Raw genomic sequence first — 17,455 nt, 5'->3', positions numbered from 1 at the left:
CTCAGCCTTGCGCGCGCGTTCGGCTGGCCAGTCCGAGCGCAAGCAGGGAGACTGCCGTGCAGGCGAGGAGATAATAGGACGGAACCATGTCCGAGCCCGTCTTTGCCACGAGCCAGGTCAGGGTGAAGGGCGCGAGCCCGCCGAACAGCAGCACCACGACATTGTAGGCGATCGACATGCCGGTCGAGCGCACCTGCGTCGGGAACATGCCGGCAAGGAGACCCGGCGTTGGTGCCCAGATCGCGGCGATCGAGAGCGCGCAGATCGCTTGCGCCGTGAGGAGCCGCTCGAAGCTCGGCTGCGCCACGACATAGGCGAGTAGCGGATAGGAGAGCAGAGCGAAGCTCAGCATGCCCAGGAGCCAGACGCGGAAGGCGCTCCAGCGATCGGCGAGATGGCCCATGATCGGCACAAAGATGAAGAGCAGGATGCCGCCGATCAGAGAGCTCAGCATGGCGCTGGTGAAGGGCAACTTGAGCTGGCGGATCACATAGCCCGGCAGGAAGATGAACCAGACATAATTCGAGGCCGTGCCGGGGATCATGATGCCGAAGCAGCGCAGCAGCGCGTTGCGGTGCTCGGCCAGCACGGTGCGGAATGGCGTCTGGCGGGTGCTCTGCTTCGTGTCCTTCTCGTATTCCGGGGATTCATCGACGAAGCGGCGGATGTAGAAGCCGAGCGGCGTGATCAGAGAGCCCAGCAGAAACGGGATGCGCCAGCCCCAGCCTTGCAGAGCTTCCGGCGTCAGCAGCGTCGCCAGCGCATAGCCGGAGAAGGCGGCGAGCGCGAGCGCCAGCGCCTGCGAGCACATCTGGAAGCTGCCGAACATCATCTTGCGGCCGGGCGGCGCGTATTCGACCAGCATGGCGGTGGCCGAGGCGAACTCGGCGCCGACCGAGATGCCTTGCAGGATGCGGGCGAGGATCACGAGGATGGGCGCGAGCATGCCGATCGTCGCATAGTCCGGCGTCAGCCCGATCAGCACGGTCGAGAAGCCCATGATCAGGATCATCACCGTCAGGATCGGCTTGCGACCGAGGCGGTCGGCATAGGTCGAGAGGAGCACGCCGCCGACCGGCCGGACGAGGAAGGAGATCGCGAAGGTTGCCGCCGTCAGCAGGGCCGAGACCAGCGGGTCGGAGGTCGGGAAGAAGACCTGGGCGATGATCGTGGCGAAGAAGCCGTAGACCAGGAAATCGTACCATTCGAGGCCGTTGCCGATCACCGAGGAGAGCACGGCGCGACGGACCATGGCCGGGGAGCGCGGCTCGGCGCTTGGGATGGCGGCGGCGGTCATGCGTTGGCTCCGGTCTGGCGCTCGACGAGGCGGCACAGGATGCTGGCGCCGACCGGCAGCAGGCGGTCGTCGAAATCGAAGGTCGGATGGTGGCACATCGCGCCGGGCTGGCCGAGGAAGATATAGGCGCCGGGCCATTGCCGCAGCATCAGCGCGAAATCGTCGGAGAAGGGCAGGGGCGTCAGGTCGGTCTGCACATTGGCCTCGCCGAGCACCTGTCCCGCGGCAGAGGCCGCCGCAGCGGCGGCACGAGGATCGTTGAGGCAGGGCGGGCAGCTCGCCTTCTTCACGCAGGTGATCGTGCAGTTCGACATCAGCGCGAAGCCCCGGCAGGCCGCATCGAGCTTGTCGACGATGCGGGCCTCCGTCTCGGGATTGTAGGTGCGGATCGTGCCGCTGAGCTCGGCGGAGTCGGGGATGATGTTCGAGGCCGTGCCGGCGACGAGCTTGCCGAGGCTGATCACGGCCGGCTGCATTGGATCGACATGGCGGCCGACGATCGAGGCGATTTCGGTCGCGAGGCGCGCCGCGACCTGCAGCGGGTCGTCGGTCGTATGGGGCGCCGCGCCGTGGCCGCCCTTGCCCTTGATCGTGATCTCGAACACGGTCGTGCCGCTCAGCGTCGGGCCAGGGCGCACCGCGGCGGTACCTTCCTCATAGAGCGGGATGGTGTGGAGCGCGTAGACCTCGGAGCAGGGGAAGCGTTCGAACAGGCCGTCCGCGATCATGCGCTCGGCGCCCTGGCCGATCTCCTCGGCCGGCTGGAAGATCAGATGCACCTTGCCGCGCTTCGGCGGGTTGGCGGCGAGATGGCGGGCCGCGGCGAGCAGCATCACGGTATGGCCGTCATGGCCGCAGCCATGGAACTGGTTCTTGGTGGTCGAGCGGTAGTCGAGCCCGGTATCCTCCTCCATCGGCAGCGCGTCCATGTCGGCGCGCAATCCGATGGCCGGCCCCTCAGCAGCGCCCCTGATGACGCCGACGAGGCCGGTGCCTCCGAGCCCGCGATGCACTTCGATGCCGAAGGAGGCGAGTGTCTTCGCGACGAACTCCGAGGTGCGGAATTCCTGGAAGGCAATTTCGGGATGGGCGTGAAGGTCGCGGCGCCAGGCCTCAAGCGTGGGCGCGAAATCGGCAATGTCCTGCAGCATCGAAATTCCTCCGCTGCCCCGCAGAGGTAGTTGAAAGTTTCAAATATTGCAATCGTCAGGGGAGATCGTTGCCGGGCTGGACAACGACGGTTGTCATCCCGGGCGCAGCGAAGCGGAGAGCCGGGATCCATTCCGGAGCGAGTATTGGAAAGGCTCCGGAATGGATCCCGGATCGGCGCGGCTGACGCCGCTTGTCCGGGATGACCGTGCGGTTGAGAAGAAGCGCTGCTAGTCCCGCTTGCCGCCGCGCTTCAGGTCGTAGTCGATCAGGTAGGCCGTGCGCTGGTTCAGGCGCTCGCGATAGACCTGCAGGTTCTCCATCACGCGCTGGACGTAGTTGCGCGTCTCGGAGAAGGGGATGCGCTCGACCCAATCGACGGCGTCGACCTCGGGATCGCGCGGGTCGCCATAGGCCGCAATCCATTTCTTCACATTGGGCGAGCCGGCATTATAGGCGGCGAAGGTCAGGACATAGGAGCCGCGCCACTCCTTGAGCAGGTCGTTGAGATGGGCCGCGCCCATCCGCGCCGCATAGAGCGGGTCCTGGCCCAGTTTCTGCCAGTCGAAGGGCAGGCCGGCGCGGCGCGCCGTCTCGCGCGCGGTCGCCGGCATCATCTGCATCAGCCCGCGCGCGCCGGCATGCGACATCGCGGTCGGGTCGAAGGCACTCTCCTGCCGCGCGATCGCATGGACGATGGCGCGCTCCATCGGATCGCCGAGCACGTCGAATTCCGGGATGCCATCGACCGGATAGGCGGCCATGTCGAGCGGGAAGCCGCGTTGCAGCGCCGCCTTGCCGATGCCGACCAGCGCACGCGCATCGGTCTCGCGCCGGGCAATGGCGGCGATCGCCTCCAGCGCCTCGGTGGTATGGAGGCGCTGCGCCAGGTCCTTCAGCATCAGCGTGGCGAGGTCGCGCTCGCCGATACGATAGAGCAGGCGCACGGCCCGGTGTCCTGGCAGGGTCTCGAGCCCGGCGGCGACCGTGCGCCGCAGCGGCAGGCCGGAAAGCCCAAGCTTCGCCCGCGCCAGCTGCCCGTAATAGGCGACCGGCTGCTCCGCGGCCTTGCCATAGGCGGCCCTGGCCTCATCCGCCTTGCCCAGTTCCTCATAGGCGCGGCCCTGCCAATAGGTGGCTCGTGCGACCGAGATCGGCGTCTCCGCAATGCCCGCTGCCGCGTCGAAATGCTTCAGCGCCACATCCGGCTTCTTGAGAAAGCGCAGCGCGACGAAGCCGGCACTCCATTCGGCTTCGATCCGCTCGGCCGCATCCTCGGCGCCGTGACCGGAGGAAACCTCATAGGCCTTCTGCGGCTGGCCGGCATCGAGGAGCTTGCGCGCGATGATGCGCCGCTCCTCCCACCAGCCATCGCCGTCGCCGAGCAGGGCCGGGTCGCGCGGGATCGCGGTCAGCGCCTTCACGGCATCGTCGAGCTTGTCGCCCCGCCGCGCCTGCTGTGCCTGCAGGAAAGCGAAGGAGACATCGCCGCGCAGTGAGGCTGGCACCGCTGAAATCAGTTTCTCGGAGATCGGCCGACGCGCTTTGGCGCTCGCCAGCCGCGCCTTGGCCAGCACGATATAATCGGGCGAGACCCGGGCGGCATTGCGCAGAGCCGCCTGACCGCTCTCCCGGAACAGGAAGCGCTCGGTGCGCAGGCGGTGATCGTCCTTGGTCAGCGCCGCCTCGAAATCCTTGAGCACGATCTTTTCGAGCGCCTGCCCGAACGAATCCTTGCGCCAGCTCTGGCGGATGATGTCGGCGGCTTCTTCGGCCTTGCCTTCCTCCTTGAGCGCGAGCGCCAGCGCGATCCGCCCGGCCGCCGAGACGGGCTGCTGGCCATGGAAGAAGGCGCGCACGATCGCCGGGCTCTTCTTCTCGGCGATCAGCGCCTCTTCGGCGCGGCGTCGAAAACGGGTCGTGGCCGGATAGTTCGGATGCTCGCGCAGGAAGGCGTCGATCCGCGTGAAGGGAACGGCGCCGGCATTGGCATGGATCGCCACCCATTCGAGCAGCGAACGCGCGGTGCGGTCATCGATGCGTGCCGCGAGATCGTCGCCCTCGGTAAGCGCATTGCGACGATAGGCGGCGACAGCCGCCTTCACGGCCTCCGCATTGATCGGGCTTTCGCCACGCAAGGCGTCGGCGGGATAGGGCGGCAGCGCGCTCGTCGTCTCGACATCGCCGAGCATGGCGAGCTTGCGCTGGCTGGCGAGCATGCCGTCGTCGCCCGCCTGCGTCGTCGAGGCGGAGAGCAGGGCAGGCAGCAGCAGGCCGATCAGTCTCCTCGCGGCGGCAGGCGAGGCCATGGCGGAACTCCAGGCTGGAGCATCGGACCGAAAAGTGGAATCCACTTTTCGGTCCGATGCTGAACCAAGATTTAGATCGCCACTTCGCGCCCGTTAGGGCGCTCGGCGATCTAATGCGGATATCTGTGATGGTCGGGGAAGCGGGTTGATGAACGCTTAACTATGAGGCCACGCATTTTCATGGCTTGCCGGCTTTGCCTTGGCGGGATGACGGTTTATGTGTGGCGGCCCCGCAACCCGCGTTTTCGTCCCAGGATCGTCCCATGACCAAGCACATTGCCTTCACCGGCTCGATGCCCGCTCTGGTCACGCCGTTCAAAGCCGGCAAGGTCGACGAGGTGGCGCTGCGCGCGCTGGTCGATTGGCAGATCGGCAACGGCTCGACCGGGCTCGTGCCCGTCGGCACCACCGGCGAGAGCCCGACGCTCTCCCATGACGAGCACAAGCGCGTCGTCGAGATCGTCATCGACCAGAACAAGGGCCGCGTCCCGGTCATCGCCGGCGCCGGCTCGAACAACACGATCGAGGCGATCGACCTCGCCGTCCACGCCGAGAAGGCTGGCGCCGATGCCGTGCTCGTGGTGACGCCCTATTACAACAAGCCGACCCAGGAGGGCATGTACCAGCACTTCAAGGCGGTGAACGATGCGATCGGGATTCCGATCATCATCTACAACATCCCGCCGCGCTCGGTGGTGGACATGTCGGTCGAGACGATGGCGCGGCTCTACGAGCTCAAGAACATCGCCGGCGTGAAGGACGCGACCGCCAATCTCGCCCGCGTCTCGCAGCAGCGCCACGCCTTAGGTGCGGATTTCATCCAGCTCTCGGGCGAGGACATGACCGCGCTGTCCTATATGGCGGCCGGCGGCCATGGCTGCATCTCGGTCGTCGCCAATGTCGCGCCGCGCCTCTGCGCCGACCTGATGGAAGCCGTCCAGAAGGGCGACTATGCGGGGGCGCTGAAGGTGCAGGACCGGCTGGTGCCGCTGCATGACGCGATCTTCAAGGAGCCCGGCCTCGCCGGGGCCAAGCATGGCCTCGCGCTGCTCGGCCGCATCGAGGAGGAGGTCCGCCTGCCGCTGATGCCGGTGACCCCGGCGACGGGCAAGGTCATTCGCGAGGCCATGGTTTTCGCCGGGCTGTTGAATACTTAAGTGAGATAGGTGGCCGCGCCGCCCGGCGCGGTTATTCGCTGGCCGATCGCGGCGGGCGGTAGAACGACAAGGTCGGCGTTTCCAGGCGCTTGGGTGCCGATCCCGAATCGGATTCTCAGGTTCTGGCAGCGCCGGTCGAGCAGCATGGATTCAGCGGAACGGCATGAAGAAACCTGATCCGGAGCGCTATCGCCTAGCAGCGGACAACCGCAAGGCGCGCTTCAACTACGAGATCAAGGAAACCGTGGAGGCGGGCATCGCCTTGCAGGGGACCGAGATCAAGTCACTGCGCGGCGGCAAGGCGACGATTGGAGAGAGCTATGCCGGCCCGATGGGGACGGAGCTCTTTCTGTTCAACGCCCATATTCCGGAATATCTCGAGGCGAACCGCTTCAATCACGAGGTCCGCCGGCCGCGGAAGCTCCTGCTTCACCGGCGGGAGATCAACAAGCTGATGGGCGCGGTCCAGCGCGAGGGCATGGCCTTGATCCCGCTCAAGGTCTACTTCAACGACAGGGGCAGGGCGAAGGTTGAACTCGGCCTCGGCAAGGGCAAGAAGCTCCACGACAAGCGCGAGACCGAGAAAGAGCGCGACTGGAACCGCGACAAGCAGCGGCTGCTGAAGGCGGGCGGGTAGGGGCCGCTGGCCTCACCCCTCGACCGGCTCGTCGCCCTGGCGAATGCCGTAGCGCCGCTCCAGTGACGGGTTTCCGGGAGTGCCCGGTGCGGCGCTGGCCCCTGTGCGATTGGCGCGCTCGGCCGGGTCGCGGCCGATCTTCTGCATGAGCTGGGCAAGGTCGACGAATTCGTCGCATTGCCGGCGCAACTCGTCCGAGACCATCGGCGGGTTGGTCGAGATCGTCGAGACCACCGAGACCTTGACGCCCTTGCGCTGCACGGCCTCGACCAGCGGCCGGAAATCGCCGTCACCGGAAAACAGGTAGATCTGGTCGAGATGCGGCGCGAGTTCGAGCATCTCGATCGCCAGCTCGATATCCATGTTGCCCTTGACGCGGCGCCGGCCAGTGGCGTCGGTGAACTCCTTCGCCGCTTTGGTGATGACCCGGTAGCCGTTGTAGTCGAGCCAGTCGACCAGCGGCCTGATCGAGGAATACTCTTCGCTTTCCACCAATGTGGTGAAATAGAACGCGCGGATCAGGTTGCCGCGGCCCTGGAACTCCCGCAACAGGCGCCGATAGTCCATGTCGAAGCCGAGCTGCTTCGAAGTCGCGTAGAGATTGGCGCCGTCGATGAACAGCGCGATGCGCGGTGCGGCGCTCATGGCAATCACTCCTGCTAAAATATCTTTAGGTATGAAAATGGGCACCAAACGCGTTCTAACAATGTCGTTTTGCGACTGAAATTTGACAAGTTACAAGGAGGAGCCGTGGCACACTGACGCAGTTCGGTTTTCCGTTACGTCAGGGTCGCAGGCGCGCCGGATTGCCGACCGCGGTGCCGCCGGCCGGCACGTCGCGCGTGACGACGCTGCCCGCGCCGATGATGGCATCGTCCCCGATCGTGACGCCGGGCAGGATGATCGCGCCGCCGCCGATCCAGACATTGCTGCCGATGCTGACGGGGCGCCCGAATTCCAGCATCTGCCGGCGCTGGCCGGGATCGCGCGGATGATCGGCAGTCAGGATCTGGACACCGGGCCCGATCTGCGTGCCATCGCCGATGGTGACCGCGACGACGTCGAGGATGATGCAGTTGAAGTTGAGAAAGACGCCGTCGCCGAGGCTGATATTGTAGCCGTAATCGCAATGGAAGGGCGGGCGGATGACGACGCCTTGCCCGACGTGACCGGGCGCCTCGCGGAGCAACGGCAGCCGCTGTTCTGGCGCCGTACCGGGCGCGTTGAAGCGCTCCATCCAGGCGGTGGTACGGAGATTATCCGCGACGAGTTCGGGGCTGTCGGCGCGATAGAGCTCGCCGGCCAGCATCTTGTCCTTCTCGCTGCGCATCGCGCCTTCCGTGCCGCTCAGCCTTTGCCCTTCGGAAATTCCAGCCCCATCTCGCGATAGCGTTCCGGGTCGTCGCTCCAGTTTTCGCGCACCTTCACGAACAGGAAGAGATGCACCTTGGCCTCGGCGGCCTCCGCGATCTCGACCCGGGCCTTCTGGCCGATCGCCTTGATCGTCTGGCCGCCTTCGCCGAGCACGATCTTCCGCTGGCCTTCGCGCTCGACATAGATCGTCTGCTCGATGCGGACGGAGCCGTCGGACTTCTGCTGCCAGCTCTCGGTCTCGACGGTGGAGCGATAGGGCAGTTCGTCATGCAGCCGCTCGAACATCTTCTCGCGGGTGATCTCGGCGGCGAGGAAGCGCAGGGGTGCGTCCGAGATCTGGTCTTCCGGATAGAGCCAGGGGCCGAGCGGCAGCCGCTTCTCCAGCCAGGCCAGGATGTCCTTGACGCCGTAGCCGGTCAGCGCCGCGACCATGAAGGTCGTCTCGAAGCTGCCGAGCTCGTTCACCTTGGCGGTGATTTCGAGCAGCTTCTCCTTCGGCACCGTGTCGATCTTGTTGAGGATCAGGAATTTCGGCTGCTTCAGCTCGGCGAGCTTCTCGAACAGCGCCGTGTTTTCCTCGTGGTCGAAGCGCGCGACATCGACGAGGACGCCGATCAGGTCGGCATCGGTGGCGCCGCCCCAGGCGCTCGTCACCATCGCGCGGTCGAGCCGGCGCTTGGGCGCGAAGATGCCGGGCGTGTCGACGAAGATGACCTGCGCCGTGCCGGAAAGGGCGATGCCGCGCACCTGCGTGCGCGTCGTCTGCACCTTGCGCGAGACGATCGAGATCTTGGCGCCGACGAGCTGGTTGAGCAGGGTCGACTTGCCGGCATTGGGCGCGCCGATCAGCGCGACGAAGCCGCAGTGCGTGGCTTGGTCGGATTCAGACATTGTCGCCTTCCGGGTTGTCGTTCCACAGGCCCTCTCGCCTGAGAAAGGCTTCGGCTGCGGCCTGCTCGGCCAGTCGCTTGGATGGGCCGCGCGCCTCGGCGTCGGCAAGCCCCGTGATCTTCGCCGCGACGACGAAGACGGGCGCATGATCGGGGCCGGAGCGGCCGCGCTCGCTATAGGTCGGCGTCGGGTAGCCCTTTCCTTGCGCCCATTCCTGCAGCGCGGTCTTGGCGTCGCGTAAGGGTCGGACCGGCTTCAGCATGCGTTCGCCGAAGGCGCGCTCGATCAGCGCGCGCGCCGCCTCGTAGCCGCCATCGATGAAGACCGCGCCGATGATCGCCTCGCACGCATCGGCCAGGATCGCCTTGTTCTTGCGGGCGCCGCCGAGGATCTCGCCTTCGCCGAGTCGCATGAACTGGCCGAGATTCCAGCCTTCGGCCACCTCCGCGCAGGTCTCCTTGCGCACGAGATCGGCGAGCCGGCGCGAGAGATTGCCTTCTTCCGACTGCGGAAACTGCCGAAACAGCAATTCGGCGACCGAAAGGCCGAGCACTCGATCGCCGAGGAATTCCAGGCGCTGGTAGCTCGCCAGCCGCGAGTCCTCGGCGCTCATATGGGTCAGCGCCGTCGCGAGAAGGCTCTGGTCCGCGAAACGATGCCCGAGCACGGCCTCGAGCCGCGCCGTATCCGGGGCCTTGCGCCCGCCGTCGCCTACCTTGCTCACTTGATGGAGCTGAACAGGCGGCTCCAGCGAACCGTGGAGGGCCATTCCCAGATCTTCCAGGCCGAGGCACCGTCGTCGATCGAGAAGAAGATGATCTCGGCTCGCCCGACGAAATTCTCGAACGGCACGAAGCCGACGCTGCGATCACGCGAGTCGAGCGAATTGTCGCGGTTGTCGCCCATCATGAAGAAATGGCCGGGCGGCACGATGAAGACCTGCGTGTTGTCGAAGGTGCCGGTATCGCCCTCGCGCTCGATGATCTGGTGGCTGACGCCGTTGGGAAGAGTCTCGCGATACTGGATCACCGGAGCGCTGCGGCCCCAATTGTCGGTCGTGACGAAATCGGCGATGCGCTCGCGCTTCACGGGCGTGTTGTTGATGTGCAGGATGCCGTCGATCATCTGGATGCGGTCGCCGGGCAGGCCGATGACGCGCTTGATGTAATCGGTCGAATTGTCGCTCGGCAGCTTGAACACGGCGATGTCGCCGCGCTTCGGCTCGGCCGCCCACACCCTCCCTGAGAACAGTGGCGGGCTGAACGGGATCGAGTGCTTGGAATAGCCGTAGGTGTATTTCGACACGAACAGATAGTCGCCGATCAGCAGCGTCGGAATCAGCGAGCCGGACGGGATGTTGAACGGCTGGAACAGCAGCGTGCGGATGACGAGCGCGATGAGCAGCGCCTGGACGACGACCTTGATCGTCTCGAGGACACCGCCCTCTTCCTTGGCCGCCTTGCTTTTGCTGTCGACGTCGTTGGCCACGCGGGCGCTCCTGAGGCTGCGATCCTGCGCGCGGTCTAGCCGACTATCGCGCCTGCGACAACGCGCAAGAGCGGGAGGGGGAGGGCATCGGCGGATGGCGCATGCGAATCGAGAATGGGAGAGTGGCGATATCAGGGCGGCTTTGGCCCCGGACACAGATTGACGGCCCGGATTTTCGCCAACAGCATCACGATTGCGCGTCAATGGGGGAATCATTCATGAGCACGAAGAAATTAGCCGCCGAAGCCATCGGCACGTTCTGGCTGACTTTTGCGGGTTGCGGCAGCGCGGTCATCGCCGCGGGATTTCCGAATGTCGGTATCGGGTTGCTCGGCGTTTCGCTGGCGTTCGGCCTCACGGTTGTGACGATGGCCTATGCGATCGGCCATATCTCCGGCTGCCATCTCAACCCGGCAGTGACGGTCGGCCTCGCGGCCGGCGGGCGCTTCCCGGCGGGGCAGGTCGTTCCTTATATCATTGCGCAGGTGGTCGGCGCCGTCGTGGCGGCGGCCGTTCTGTATCAGATCGCCAGCGGCGCGCCGGGCTTCGATCTTGCCGGCGGTTTCGCCTCGAACGGCTATGCCGAGCATTCGCCCGGCAAGTACAACCTCGTCTCGGCCTTCCTCATGGAAGTCGTGATGACCATGATGTTCCTCTTCATCATCATGGGCTCGACCCATGGCAAGGCGCCGGCCGGCTTCGCCCCGCTGGCGATCGGCCTCGGTCTCTGCCTGATCCATCTCGTCAGCATCCCGGTGACCAACACCTCGGTGAACCCGGCCCGCAGCACCGGCCCGGCGCTCTTCGTCGGCGGCTGGGCGCTGCAGCAGCTCTGGCTGTTCTGGCTGGCGCCTCTGATCGGCGGCGTGCTCGGCGGCGTGATCTATCGCTGGCTGAGCAACGAGCCGGAAGGCGAAATCACCGGCCGCTGAGCGGCCGGGCAGGCAGGTAGAGCCTCAAGGAAAGCCGTCGTCGTCCCGGGCGCATCGCGATGCGGTGCCCCGGAATGGCGGCGGCTTTCGCACGAAACGAGGGTGCCTCAGGCGACCGGCCGGGCCTCGATCACCACGAAGGCTTGCGCCAAAGGCGGATCGTCTGTCAGCGAGACATGGACGAAGGCTTCATGGCCCGGTGGAGTCATGGCCTTCAGCCGCTCGGCGGCGCCTCCGGTCAGGCGCAGCGTCGGGCGTCCGCCCGGCAGGTTGACCACCTCCATGTCGCGCCAGAAGACACCGGCGCGCAAGCCGGTGCCCAGCGCTTTCGAGCAGGCCTCCTTGGCGGCGAAGCGTCGGGCATAGGAGGCGGCACGGGTCGCGCGACGATCGGATTTCGTGCGCTCGCCTTCGGTGAAGACGCGTTCGGTGAAACGATCGCCGAACCGTTCGAGCGAGCGCTCGATCCGGCGGATGTCGCAGAGGTCGGAGCCGATGCCGAGGATCATGCTCGCGATGTAGCGCGCTTTTCGCCCGACAGGAACCGCTTCCGGAGCTGAAAAGGCGGGAGCGGTCGTTCAGCCCCCGGCGCGCCCCTCGTCCATCGCCTGCCGCATCCGACGGATCGCCGCTTCGAGGCCGATGAAGATAGCCTCGCCGATCAGGAAGTGGCCGATATTGAACTCGACGAAGGCCGGTACCCGGGCGAGCGAACGGGCCGTGTCGTAGTCGAGCCCGTGCCCGGCATGGACCTCGAGGCCAAGCTTCGCGCCCAGGGCGGCGCCGTCCGCCAGGCGCTGGAACTCGACCTTCGCCTTCGCTGCCTCGCCATCCAGGACGGCATGGCACCAGCTCCCGGTATGCAGTTCGATGACCGGCGCGCCGAGCTTGGCGGCCATTGCGATCGGCGCCTCGTCCGGCTCGATGAACAGCGAGACGCGACAGCCGGCCGCCTTCAGCCGGGCGATCGCCGGCGTCAGGTGGCTCTCCTGCCCGACGACATCGAGCCCGCCCTCCGTGGTGCGCTCCTCGCGCTTCTCCGGCACGAGGCAGGCCGCATGCGGCTTCAGCCGCTCCGCCAGCGCGATCATTTCGGGGGTGGCGCCCATCTCGAAATTGAGCGGCCTGGTCAGTTCGGTGGCGAGGCGCTCCATGTCGGCGTCGCGGATATGGCGCCGGTCCTCGCGCAGATGGGCGGTGATGCCGTCCGCGCCGGCGGCAATCGCGAGATGCGCCGCCCGGAGCGGGTCGGGCAGGGCGCCTCCGCGCGCGTTTCGCACCGTGGCGACGTGGTCGATATTGATGCCAAGACGCAGCCGATCGGCCATGATGCCCCCCTGTGTTCTTGCGTCCTGCTTAGACGAAAGCAGCGCACCGGCTCAATGCAGGGATTGTGATGCCGGGCTCACGAATTGTGATCGGTCCGAAAGCGTGCCGAACCATTACCATTCGATGAAGCGGAATAAACGCTCCGCGTGAAGGTAATCGTAACCGGAACTCCGTAACGTCGACATCCGACATTGCAGAATTCAATCGGGCCGATGCAACTCCCACTGAAGAACGCGACTTTCCACACGGATGTTCAGCCGGACAGGCGCGATGGCCATCAGCCGCCGGATCGGGCGCTCGGCCGCGTCATCGCTTGCGACGGCTCGCGTGCCACGATCCTCAGCGCGGTCTCGACCGGCAACTGGCTGGCGGCCGATGCCTGGGCCATCGGCCGTATGGTGTCGATCAACCTGGGTTCGAGCCGCATCGTCGCGCTGGTCTACAAGCTGCAGGCCGTCGACGACGCCTGGAGCGAGGCGGAGGAGAACCCGATCCGGGTCGAGGTGGAATTTCTTGGCGAGGTCTTGGAAAGCGCTGAGGGCCGGCTGCGTTTCCAGAGCGGCATCAGCAACTTTCCGCCCATCGGCGCGATCGCCCATCGCATCCGCTCCGGCGATCTCGCGCTCGTGCACGACCTCGGCGACCGCGCCGGCGTCGAGATCGGCCATGTCACGCAGGACGCGAGCATCCCTGCGACCGTCAGCGTCCAGGACATGCTCTCGCGCCATTTCGCCCTGGTCGGGACCACCGGCGTCGGCAAGTCGAGCGCGGTTGCGCTGCTGCTGCGCCGCGCCGTCTCCGTCCGGCCGCGCCTGCGCGTGCTGATCCTCGATCCGCACAACGAATATTCCAGCGCCTTTCCCGACCTCGCCCTGACCATCGACGGCGAAAGCCTCGATCTGCCATTCTGGATGTTCAAGCAGGATGAGCTGGCCGATGTCGTGTTTCGGGCGCGCGCCGCCCTCGACGACGAGCCGGACATCTTGCGCGAGGTCGTCTCGGCCGCGCGGGCGCGTTACCGCATGCCCAATGCGCAGGATAGGGCGCGCGATCTCGGCTCGAGCCTGTTGAAGCGTCCGCTGGATCTCGGCATCGCGCGCCAGTCGGCCGATACACCGCAGGTCGGGCCTGTCGATGCGGTCACCCCCTATCGGCTGAAGGACGTCTTCACGGTCATCGACGAGCTGATCGGCCTGCACGAGCAGCGCTGGCCCCGCGCGGCCCTGCGTTCGCTCAAGGTGCGGCTGGAATCGCTGCATGCCGATCCGCGCTACCGCTTCATGTTCGGGCGGGCGAACATGTACGAGACCGTCGCGCCGATCCTGGCCCAGATCTTCCGCATCCCGATGCATGGCCGGCCGATCACGGCGTTCCAGCTCGGCGGCTTGCCGGGCGAGGTCGTCAATGCGGTGGCCTCGGTGCTGTCGCGCCTGGCCTTCGATCTCGCCACCGCCAGTCAGGGCGCCTGCGAGATTCTGGTGCTGTGCGAGGAGGCGCATCGCTATGTCCCCTCGGACCCCTCGCTCGGCTTCTCCCCGACGCGCCAGGCCCTTGCCCGCATCGCCAAGGAGGGCCGCAAATACGGCGCCTATCTCGGCATCGTGACGCAGCGCCCCGGCGAGCTCGATCCGACCATCCTGTCGCAATGCTCGACCATCTTCGCGATGCGGCTGGCCAACGAGCGCGACCAGCAGATCATTCGCTCGGCGATCTCCGACGCCTCCGCCAGCACGATCAATTTCCTGTCCTCGATCGGCAATCGCGAGGCGATCGCCTTCGGCGAGGGCGTCGCCACCACGATGCGGATGCGCTTCGCCGAGCTCAAGCCGCACGAGCTGCCGGCGATGGGCGCGCGCGGCGGCGAGGTCACGAGCCGGTTCGAACCGACACTGGACGACATGGTGCGCCGCATGGGCTCCTGACACGGCGCCGGCGGCGAGTGAAATTCTTGCATCGCTGTGGCTTTGCCTGTAAGGCCGTGCTCAATCCATTCCCTGCATCGCTGAGATCGGAAGAAGCCGGCCATGGCTCGCGTTACCGTTGAAGACTGCATCGACAAGGTCGAGAACCGCTTCGAGCTGGTGCTGCTCGCCAGCCACCGCGCGCGGATGATCCAGTCGGGCTCGTCGATCCTCGTCACCCGCGACAACGACAAGAATCCCGTCGTCGCACTGCGCGAGATCGCCGACGAGAAGCTCAAGCCCGAGGATCTGAAGGAAGACCTGATCCACTCGCTGCAGAAGCATGTCGAGGTCGATGAGCCGGAGCTGGAGACCGTTCCGCTGCTCGCCAGCCCCACCAGCGCTGCGACGCCCGACAGCGAAGTCCAGTTCGACCGGATGAGCGAAGAAGACCTTCTGCGCGGCCTCGACGGCCTTGTGCCGCCGACCGAGAGCGCCGACGACGAGGACTGATCCTCGGTCAGGAAATCCGGTGCGCTGATCGAATGTGAATCGATTGTTCACCGTTTCCCGCTAAAGCCCGGCAGTGCCGGGCTTTTTTCATGGCCCCCTTCCGGAAAACGCCTTGCTGCCGCCAATGCCTGTGCAAATAATAATGTGTTGCAATGATCGCAGGATGAGGCTGGGGCCCGCATGGGCATGATGCGGCAATACGAGCTCGTTGACCGGGTCAGGAGCTACAATCCGAATACCGACGAGGACCTGCTCAACCGGGCCTATGTCTATGCCATGCGCGCGCATGGCACGCAGAAGCGCGCCTCCGGCGATCCGTTCTTTGCGCATCCGCTCGAAGTCGCGGCGATCCTGACCGATCTCAAGCTCGACGATGCCACCATCGTCGCGGCCGTCCTGCACGACACGGTCGAGGACACGACCGCGACGCTCGAAGAGATCGAGAGCATGTTCGGGCCGGATATCCGCCGGCTGGTCGATGGTCTCACCAAGATCAAGAAGCTCGATCTCGTCTCGAAGAAGGCGGCGCAGGGCGAGAATTTCCGCAAGCTGCTCCTCGCCATCGCCGAGGATATCCGCGTCCTGCTGGTCAAGCTCGCCGACCGGCTGCACAATATGCGCACCCTGCATTTCGTCCCGCCCGAGAAGCGCCTGCGCATCGCCGAGGAGACGATCGAGATCTACGCCCCGCTCGCCGGGCGGATGGGCATGCAGGAACTGCGCGAGGAGCTGGAGGAACTCTCCTTCCGCCACATCAAGCCCGAGGCCCATGCCACCGTGACCAAGCGGCTGGAGGAGGTGACGGTGCGGGAGGGCAAGGTCATCGGCGAGATCGAGGAGGACCTGAAGGGCAAGCTCGCCGCCAGCGGCATCCGGGCCGAGGTCTTCGGGCGCCGCAAGCGGCCCTATTCGATCTGGAAGAAGATGGAGCGGAAATCCGTCTCCTTCGAGCAGCTCTCCGACATCTTCGGCTTCCGCGTCATCGTCGCGAAGCCGGAGGATTGCTACCGCGTGCTCGGCATCGTCCACATGACCTGGCCGATGGTGCCGGGCCGCTACAAGGACTACATCTCGACGCCCAAGCAGAACGACTACCGCTCGATCCATACGACCGTCGTCGGGCCCGGCCACAGCCGCGTCGAATTGCAGATCCGCACCGACAACATGGACCGCATCGCCGAATACGGCATCGCCGCCCATGCCCATTACAAGGATGGCCGGGCCGGCGAGCCGATCAGCCTGGCTGACGAGAGCCGCGCCTATCAATGGCTGCGCCGCACCGTCGATCTGCTGGCCGAGGGCGACAGCCCTGAAGAGTTCCTCGAACACACCAAGCTCGAGCTCTTCCACGACCAGGTCTTCTGCTTCACGCCGAAGGGGCGGCTCATCGCCCTGCCGCGCGGCGCGACGCCGATCGACTTCGCCTATGCCGTCCATACCGATGTCGGCAACGGCGCCGTCGGCGCCAAGATCAACGGCCGCATCGCCCCGCTGCTGACCGAATTACAGAACGGCGACGAGGTCGAGATCACCCGTGCCGACGGGCAGGCCCCTCCGGCCGCCTGGGAATCGCTCGTCGTCACCGGCAAGGCCCGTGCCGCCATCCGCCGTGCCACCCGCACCGCGGTCCGCCGCCAATATGCCGGCCTCGGCCGCCAGATTCTTGAACGCGCCTTCTCGCGCGCCGAGCGCGCCTTCTCGGACGACAAGCTCAAGGCGGCGCTGAAGCGTCTCGCCCGCAACACCGTGGACGACGTGCTGGCAGCAGTCGGGCGCGGCGAGATGTATTCGGGCGACGTGGTCAAGGCGGTCTACCCGGATCTCGAACCGGAAAAGCGCGTCTCGACTGAGGGCAAGCCGGGCGCCGCTGCCGATGGCAAGGGCTGGTTCGAACTGCGCAAGGGCGAGAACCTCAAGTTCAAACTGCCGGGCGAGGAGCCGGACACTGCCATCCCGATTCGCGGTCTCGGCGGCGACCTGCCGGTGCGCTTCGCGCCGCAGGGCGGGGCGGTGCCGGGAGATCGCATCGTCGGCATCCTGACGCCGGGTGAGGGGGTGACGATCTATCCGATCCAGTCGCCGGCGCTCGCCGCCTTCGACAACGAGCCCGATCGCTGGCTCGATGTCCGCTGGGATCTGGACGACAAGGCGCCGCAGCGCTTTCCGGCCCGCATCGCCCTGAAGTCGATCAACGAGCCCGGCTCGCTCGCCCAGATCACCACGACGATCGCGGAGCATGACGGCAACATCGACTCCGTTTCGATGAACCGGCCGAACCCGGACTTCACCGACGTCACCATCGACCTCACGGTCTGGGACCTGAAGCACCTCTCGGCCATCATCAGCGAGCTCCGCGAGAAGCGCGTGATCAGCCGCGTGGAGCGCGTGGTCGGGTAGAGCGCTGCCAACGCCATCATGCTCGGGCTTGACCCGAGCATCTCGGAAACCAGAGCTAGCTGGTCATGAGATTCTCGGGTC

At 66.0% G+C, this 17,455-nt stretch carries 16 protein-coding genes; 6 read left to right on the top strand and 10 right to left on the bottom strand.

Going from position 1 to position 17,455, the window contains the following annotated elements; genetic code table 11:
• Position 1: 1 nt before the first annotated feature.
• The 3 genes from BLQ70_RS01785 to BLQ70_RS01775 all read right to left on the bottom strand — a co-directional run bounded on the left by BLQ70_RS01785 (position 2) and on the right by BLQ70_RS01775 (position 4,755).
• The gene (locus tag BLQ70_RS01785) at positions 2 to 1,297 is read right to left on the bottom strand and encodes an MFS transporter (protein ID WP_091855572.1); all 1,296 of its coding nucleotides are present in this window, start codon (positions 1,295 to 1,297) and stop codon (positions 2 to 4) included.
• Complete coding sequence (locus tag BLQ70_RS01780) at positions 1,294 to 2,448, bottom strand: amidohydrolase (protein ID WP_091855571.1); 1,155 nt, start codon at positions 2,446 to 2,448, stop codon at positions 1,294 to 1,296. The genes BLQ70_RS01785 and BLQ70_RS01780 overlap by 4 nt, the downstream gene beginning before the upstream one ends.
• A gap of 228 nt (positions 2,449 to 2,676) precedes the next feature.
• Positions 2,677 to 4,755: a lytic transglycosylase domain-containing protein gene (locus BLQ70_RS01775; RefSeq protein WP_091855570.1), complete on the bottom strand. Its 2,079-nt coding sequence runs from the start codon at positions 4,753 to 4,755 to the stop codon at positions 2,677 to 2,679.
• A gap of 263 nt (positions 4,756 to 5,018) precedes the next feature.
• On the opposite strand from BLQ70_RS01775, the gene dapA reads away from it, so the two are divergent.
• Both dapA and smpB read left to right on the top strand, forming a co-directional pair.
• Positions 5,019 to 5,912 (top strand): 4-hydroxy-tetrahydrodipicolinate synthase, encoded by an 894-nt coding sequence (dapA, locus tag BLQ70_RS01770; protein ID WP_091855569.1) that lies wholly within the window; start codon positions 5,019 to 5,021, stop codon positions 5,910 to 5,912.
• Between the two features lie 163 nt (positions 5,913 to 6,075).
• Positions 6,076 to 6,549 carry an SsrA-binding protein SmpB gene (smpB, locus tag BLQ70_RS01765; protein ID WP_091855568.1) on the top strand — a complete coding sequence of 158 codons (474 nt, stop codon included), beginning with the start codon at positions 6,076 to 6,078 and terminating at the stop codon, positions 6,547 to 6,549.
• Positions 6,550 to 6,561: 12 nt separating this feature from the next.
• Here smpB and BLQ70_RS01760 read toward each other — a convergent pair whose 3' ends face one another.
• The 5 genes from BLQ70_RS01760 to lepB form a co-directional block, all read right to left on the bottom strand.
• Entirely contained in the window at positions 6,562 to 7,194 is a 633-nt protein-coding gene (locus tag BLQ70_RS01760; RefSeq protein WP_091855567.1) for a LabA-like NYN domain-containing protein, read from the bottom strand.
• A gap of 139 nt (positions 7,195 to 7,333) precedes the next feature.
• Complete coding sequence (locus BLQ70_RS01755; protein ID WP_091855566.1) at positions 7,334 to 7,879, bottom strand: sugar O-acetyltransferase; 546 nt, start codon at positions 7,877 to 7,879, stop codon at positions 7,334 to 7,336.
• Between the two features lie 17 nt (positions 7,880 to 7,896).
• Entirely contained in the window at positions 7,897 to 8,814 is a 918-nt protein-coding gene (gene era, locus BLQ70_RS01750) for a GTPase Era (RefSeq protein WP_061964108.1), read from the bottom strand.
• Positions 8,807 to 9,538 (bottom strand): ribonuclease III, encoded by a 732-nt coding sequence (gene rnc / locus BLQ70_RS01745; protein ID WP_244511872.1) that lies wholly within the window; start codon positions 9,536 to 9,538, stop codon positions 8,807 to 8,809. Before rnc ends, era begins: the two co-directional genes overlap by 8 nt.
• The gene (gene lepB, locus BLQ70_RS01740) at positions 9,535 to 10,302 is read right to left on the bottom strand and encodes a signal peptidase I (protein ID WP_061964106.1); all 768 of its coding nucleotides are present in this window, start codon (positions 10,300 to 10,302) and stop codon (positions 9,535 to 9,537) included. Before lepB ends, rnc begins: the two co-directional genes overlap by 4 nt.
• 218 nt (positions 10,303 to 10,520) lie before the next feature.
• On the opposite strand from lepB, the gene aqpZ reads away from it, so the two are divergent.
• Positions 10,521 to 11,234, top strand: coding sequence for an aquaporin Z (gene aqpZ, locus BLQ70_RS01735; RefSeq protein ID WP_061964104.1), 714 nt, complete (start codon positions 10,521 to 10,523; stop codon positions 11,232 to 11,234).
• A 107-nt stretch (positions 11,235 to 11,341) separates the two neighbouring features.
• On the opposite strand, the gene acpS is transcribed toward aqpZ, so the two are convergent.
• Both acpS and BLQ70_RS01725 read right to left on the bottom strand, forming a co-directional pair.
• Positions 11,342 to 11,743 (bottom strand): holo-ACP synthase, encoded by a 402-nt coding sequence (acpS, locus tag BLQ70_RS01730; RefSeq protein ID WP_061964102.1) that lies wholly within the window; start codon positions 11,741 to 11,743, stop codon positions 11,342 to 11,344.
• Between the two features lie 69 nt (positions 11,744 to 11,812).
• Entirely contained in the window at positions 11,813 to 12,562 is a 750-nt protein-coding gene (locus tag BLQ70_RS01725; RefSeq protein ID WP_091855564.1) for a pyridoxine 5'-phosphate synthase, read from the bottom strand.
• 213 nt (positions 12,563 to 12,775) lie between these two features.
• Between BLQ70_RS01725 and BLQ70_RS01720 the strand changes: the two genes are divergently transcribed.
• The 3 genes from BLQ70_RS01720 (at position 12,776) to BLQ70_RS01710 (ending at position 17,374) form a co-directional block, all read left to right on the top strand.
• A complete protein-coding gene (locus tag BLQ70_RS01720) occupies positions 12,776 to 14,485 on the top strand; it encodes an ATP-binding protein (RefSeq protein ID WP_091855563.1) in 1,710 nt (569 codons plus the stop codon).
• Between the two features lie 102 nt (positions 14,486 to 14,587).
• A complete protein-coding gene (gene rpoZ / locus BLQ70_RS01715) occupies positions 14,588 to 14,977 on the top strand; it encodes a DNA-directed RNA polymerase subunit omega (RefSeq protein WP_061964096.1) in 390 nt (129 codons plus the stop codon).
• A 186-nt stretch (positions 14,978 to 15,163) separates the two neighbouring features.
• Positions 15,164 to 17,374: a RelA/SpoT family protein gene (locus tag BLQ70_RS01710; RefSeq protein ID WP_091856134.1), complete on the top strand. Its 2,211-nt coding sequence runs from the start codon at positions 15,164 to 15,166 to the stop codon at positions 17,372 to 17,374.
• Positions 17,375 to 17,455 lie beyond the last annotated feature (81 nt).

The sequence above is a fragment of the Allobosea robiniae genome, from assembly GCF_900102525.1.
Classification (GTDB): Bacteria; Pseudomonadota; Alphaproteobacteria; order Rhizobiales; family Beijerinckiaceae; genus Allobosea; species Allobosea robiniae.
Note: the sequence above shows the minus strand (reverse complement) of the source record. Positions and strands in the feature narration are given on the sequence as shown.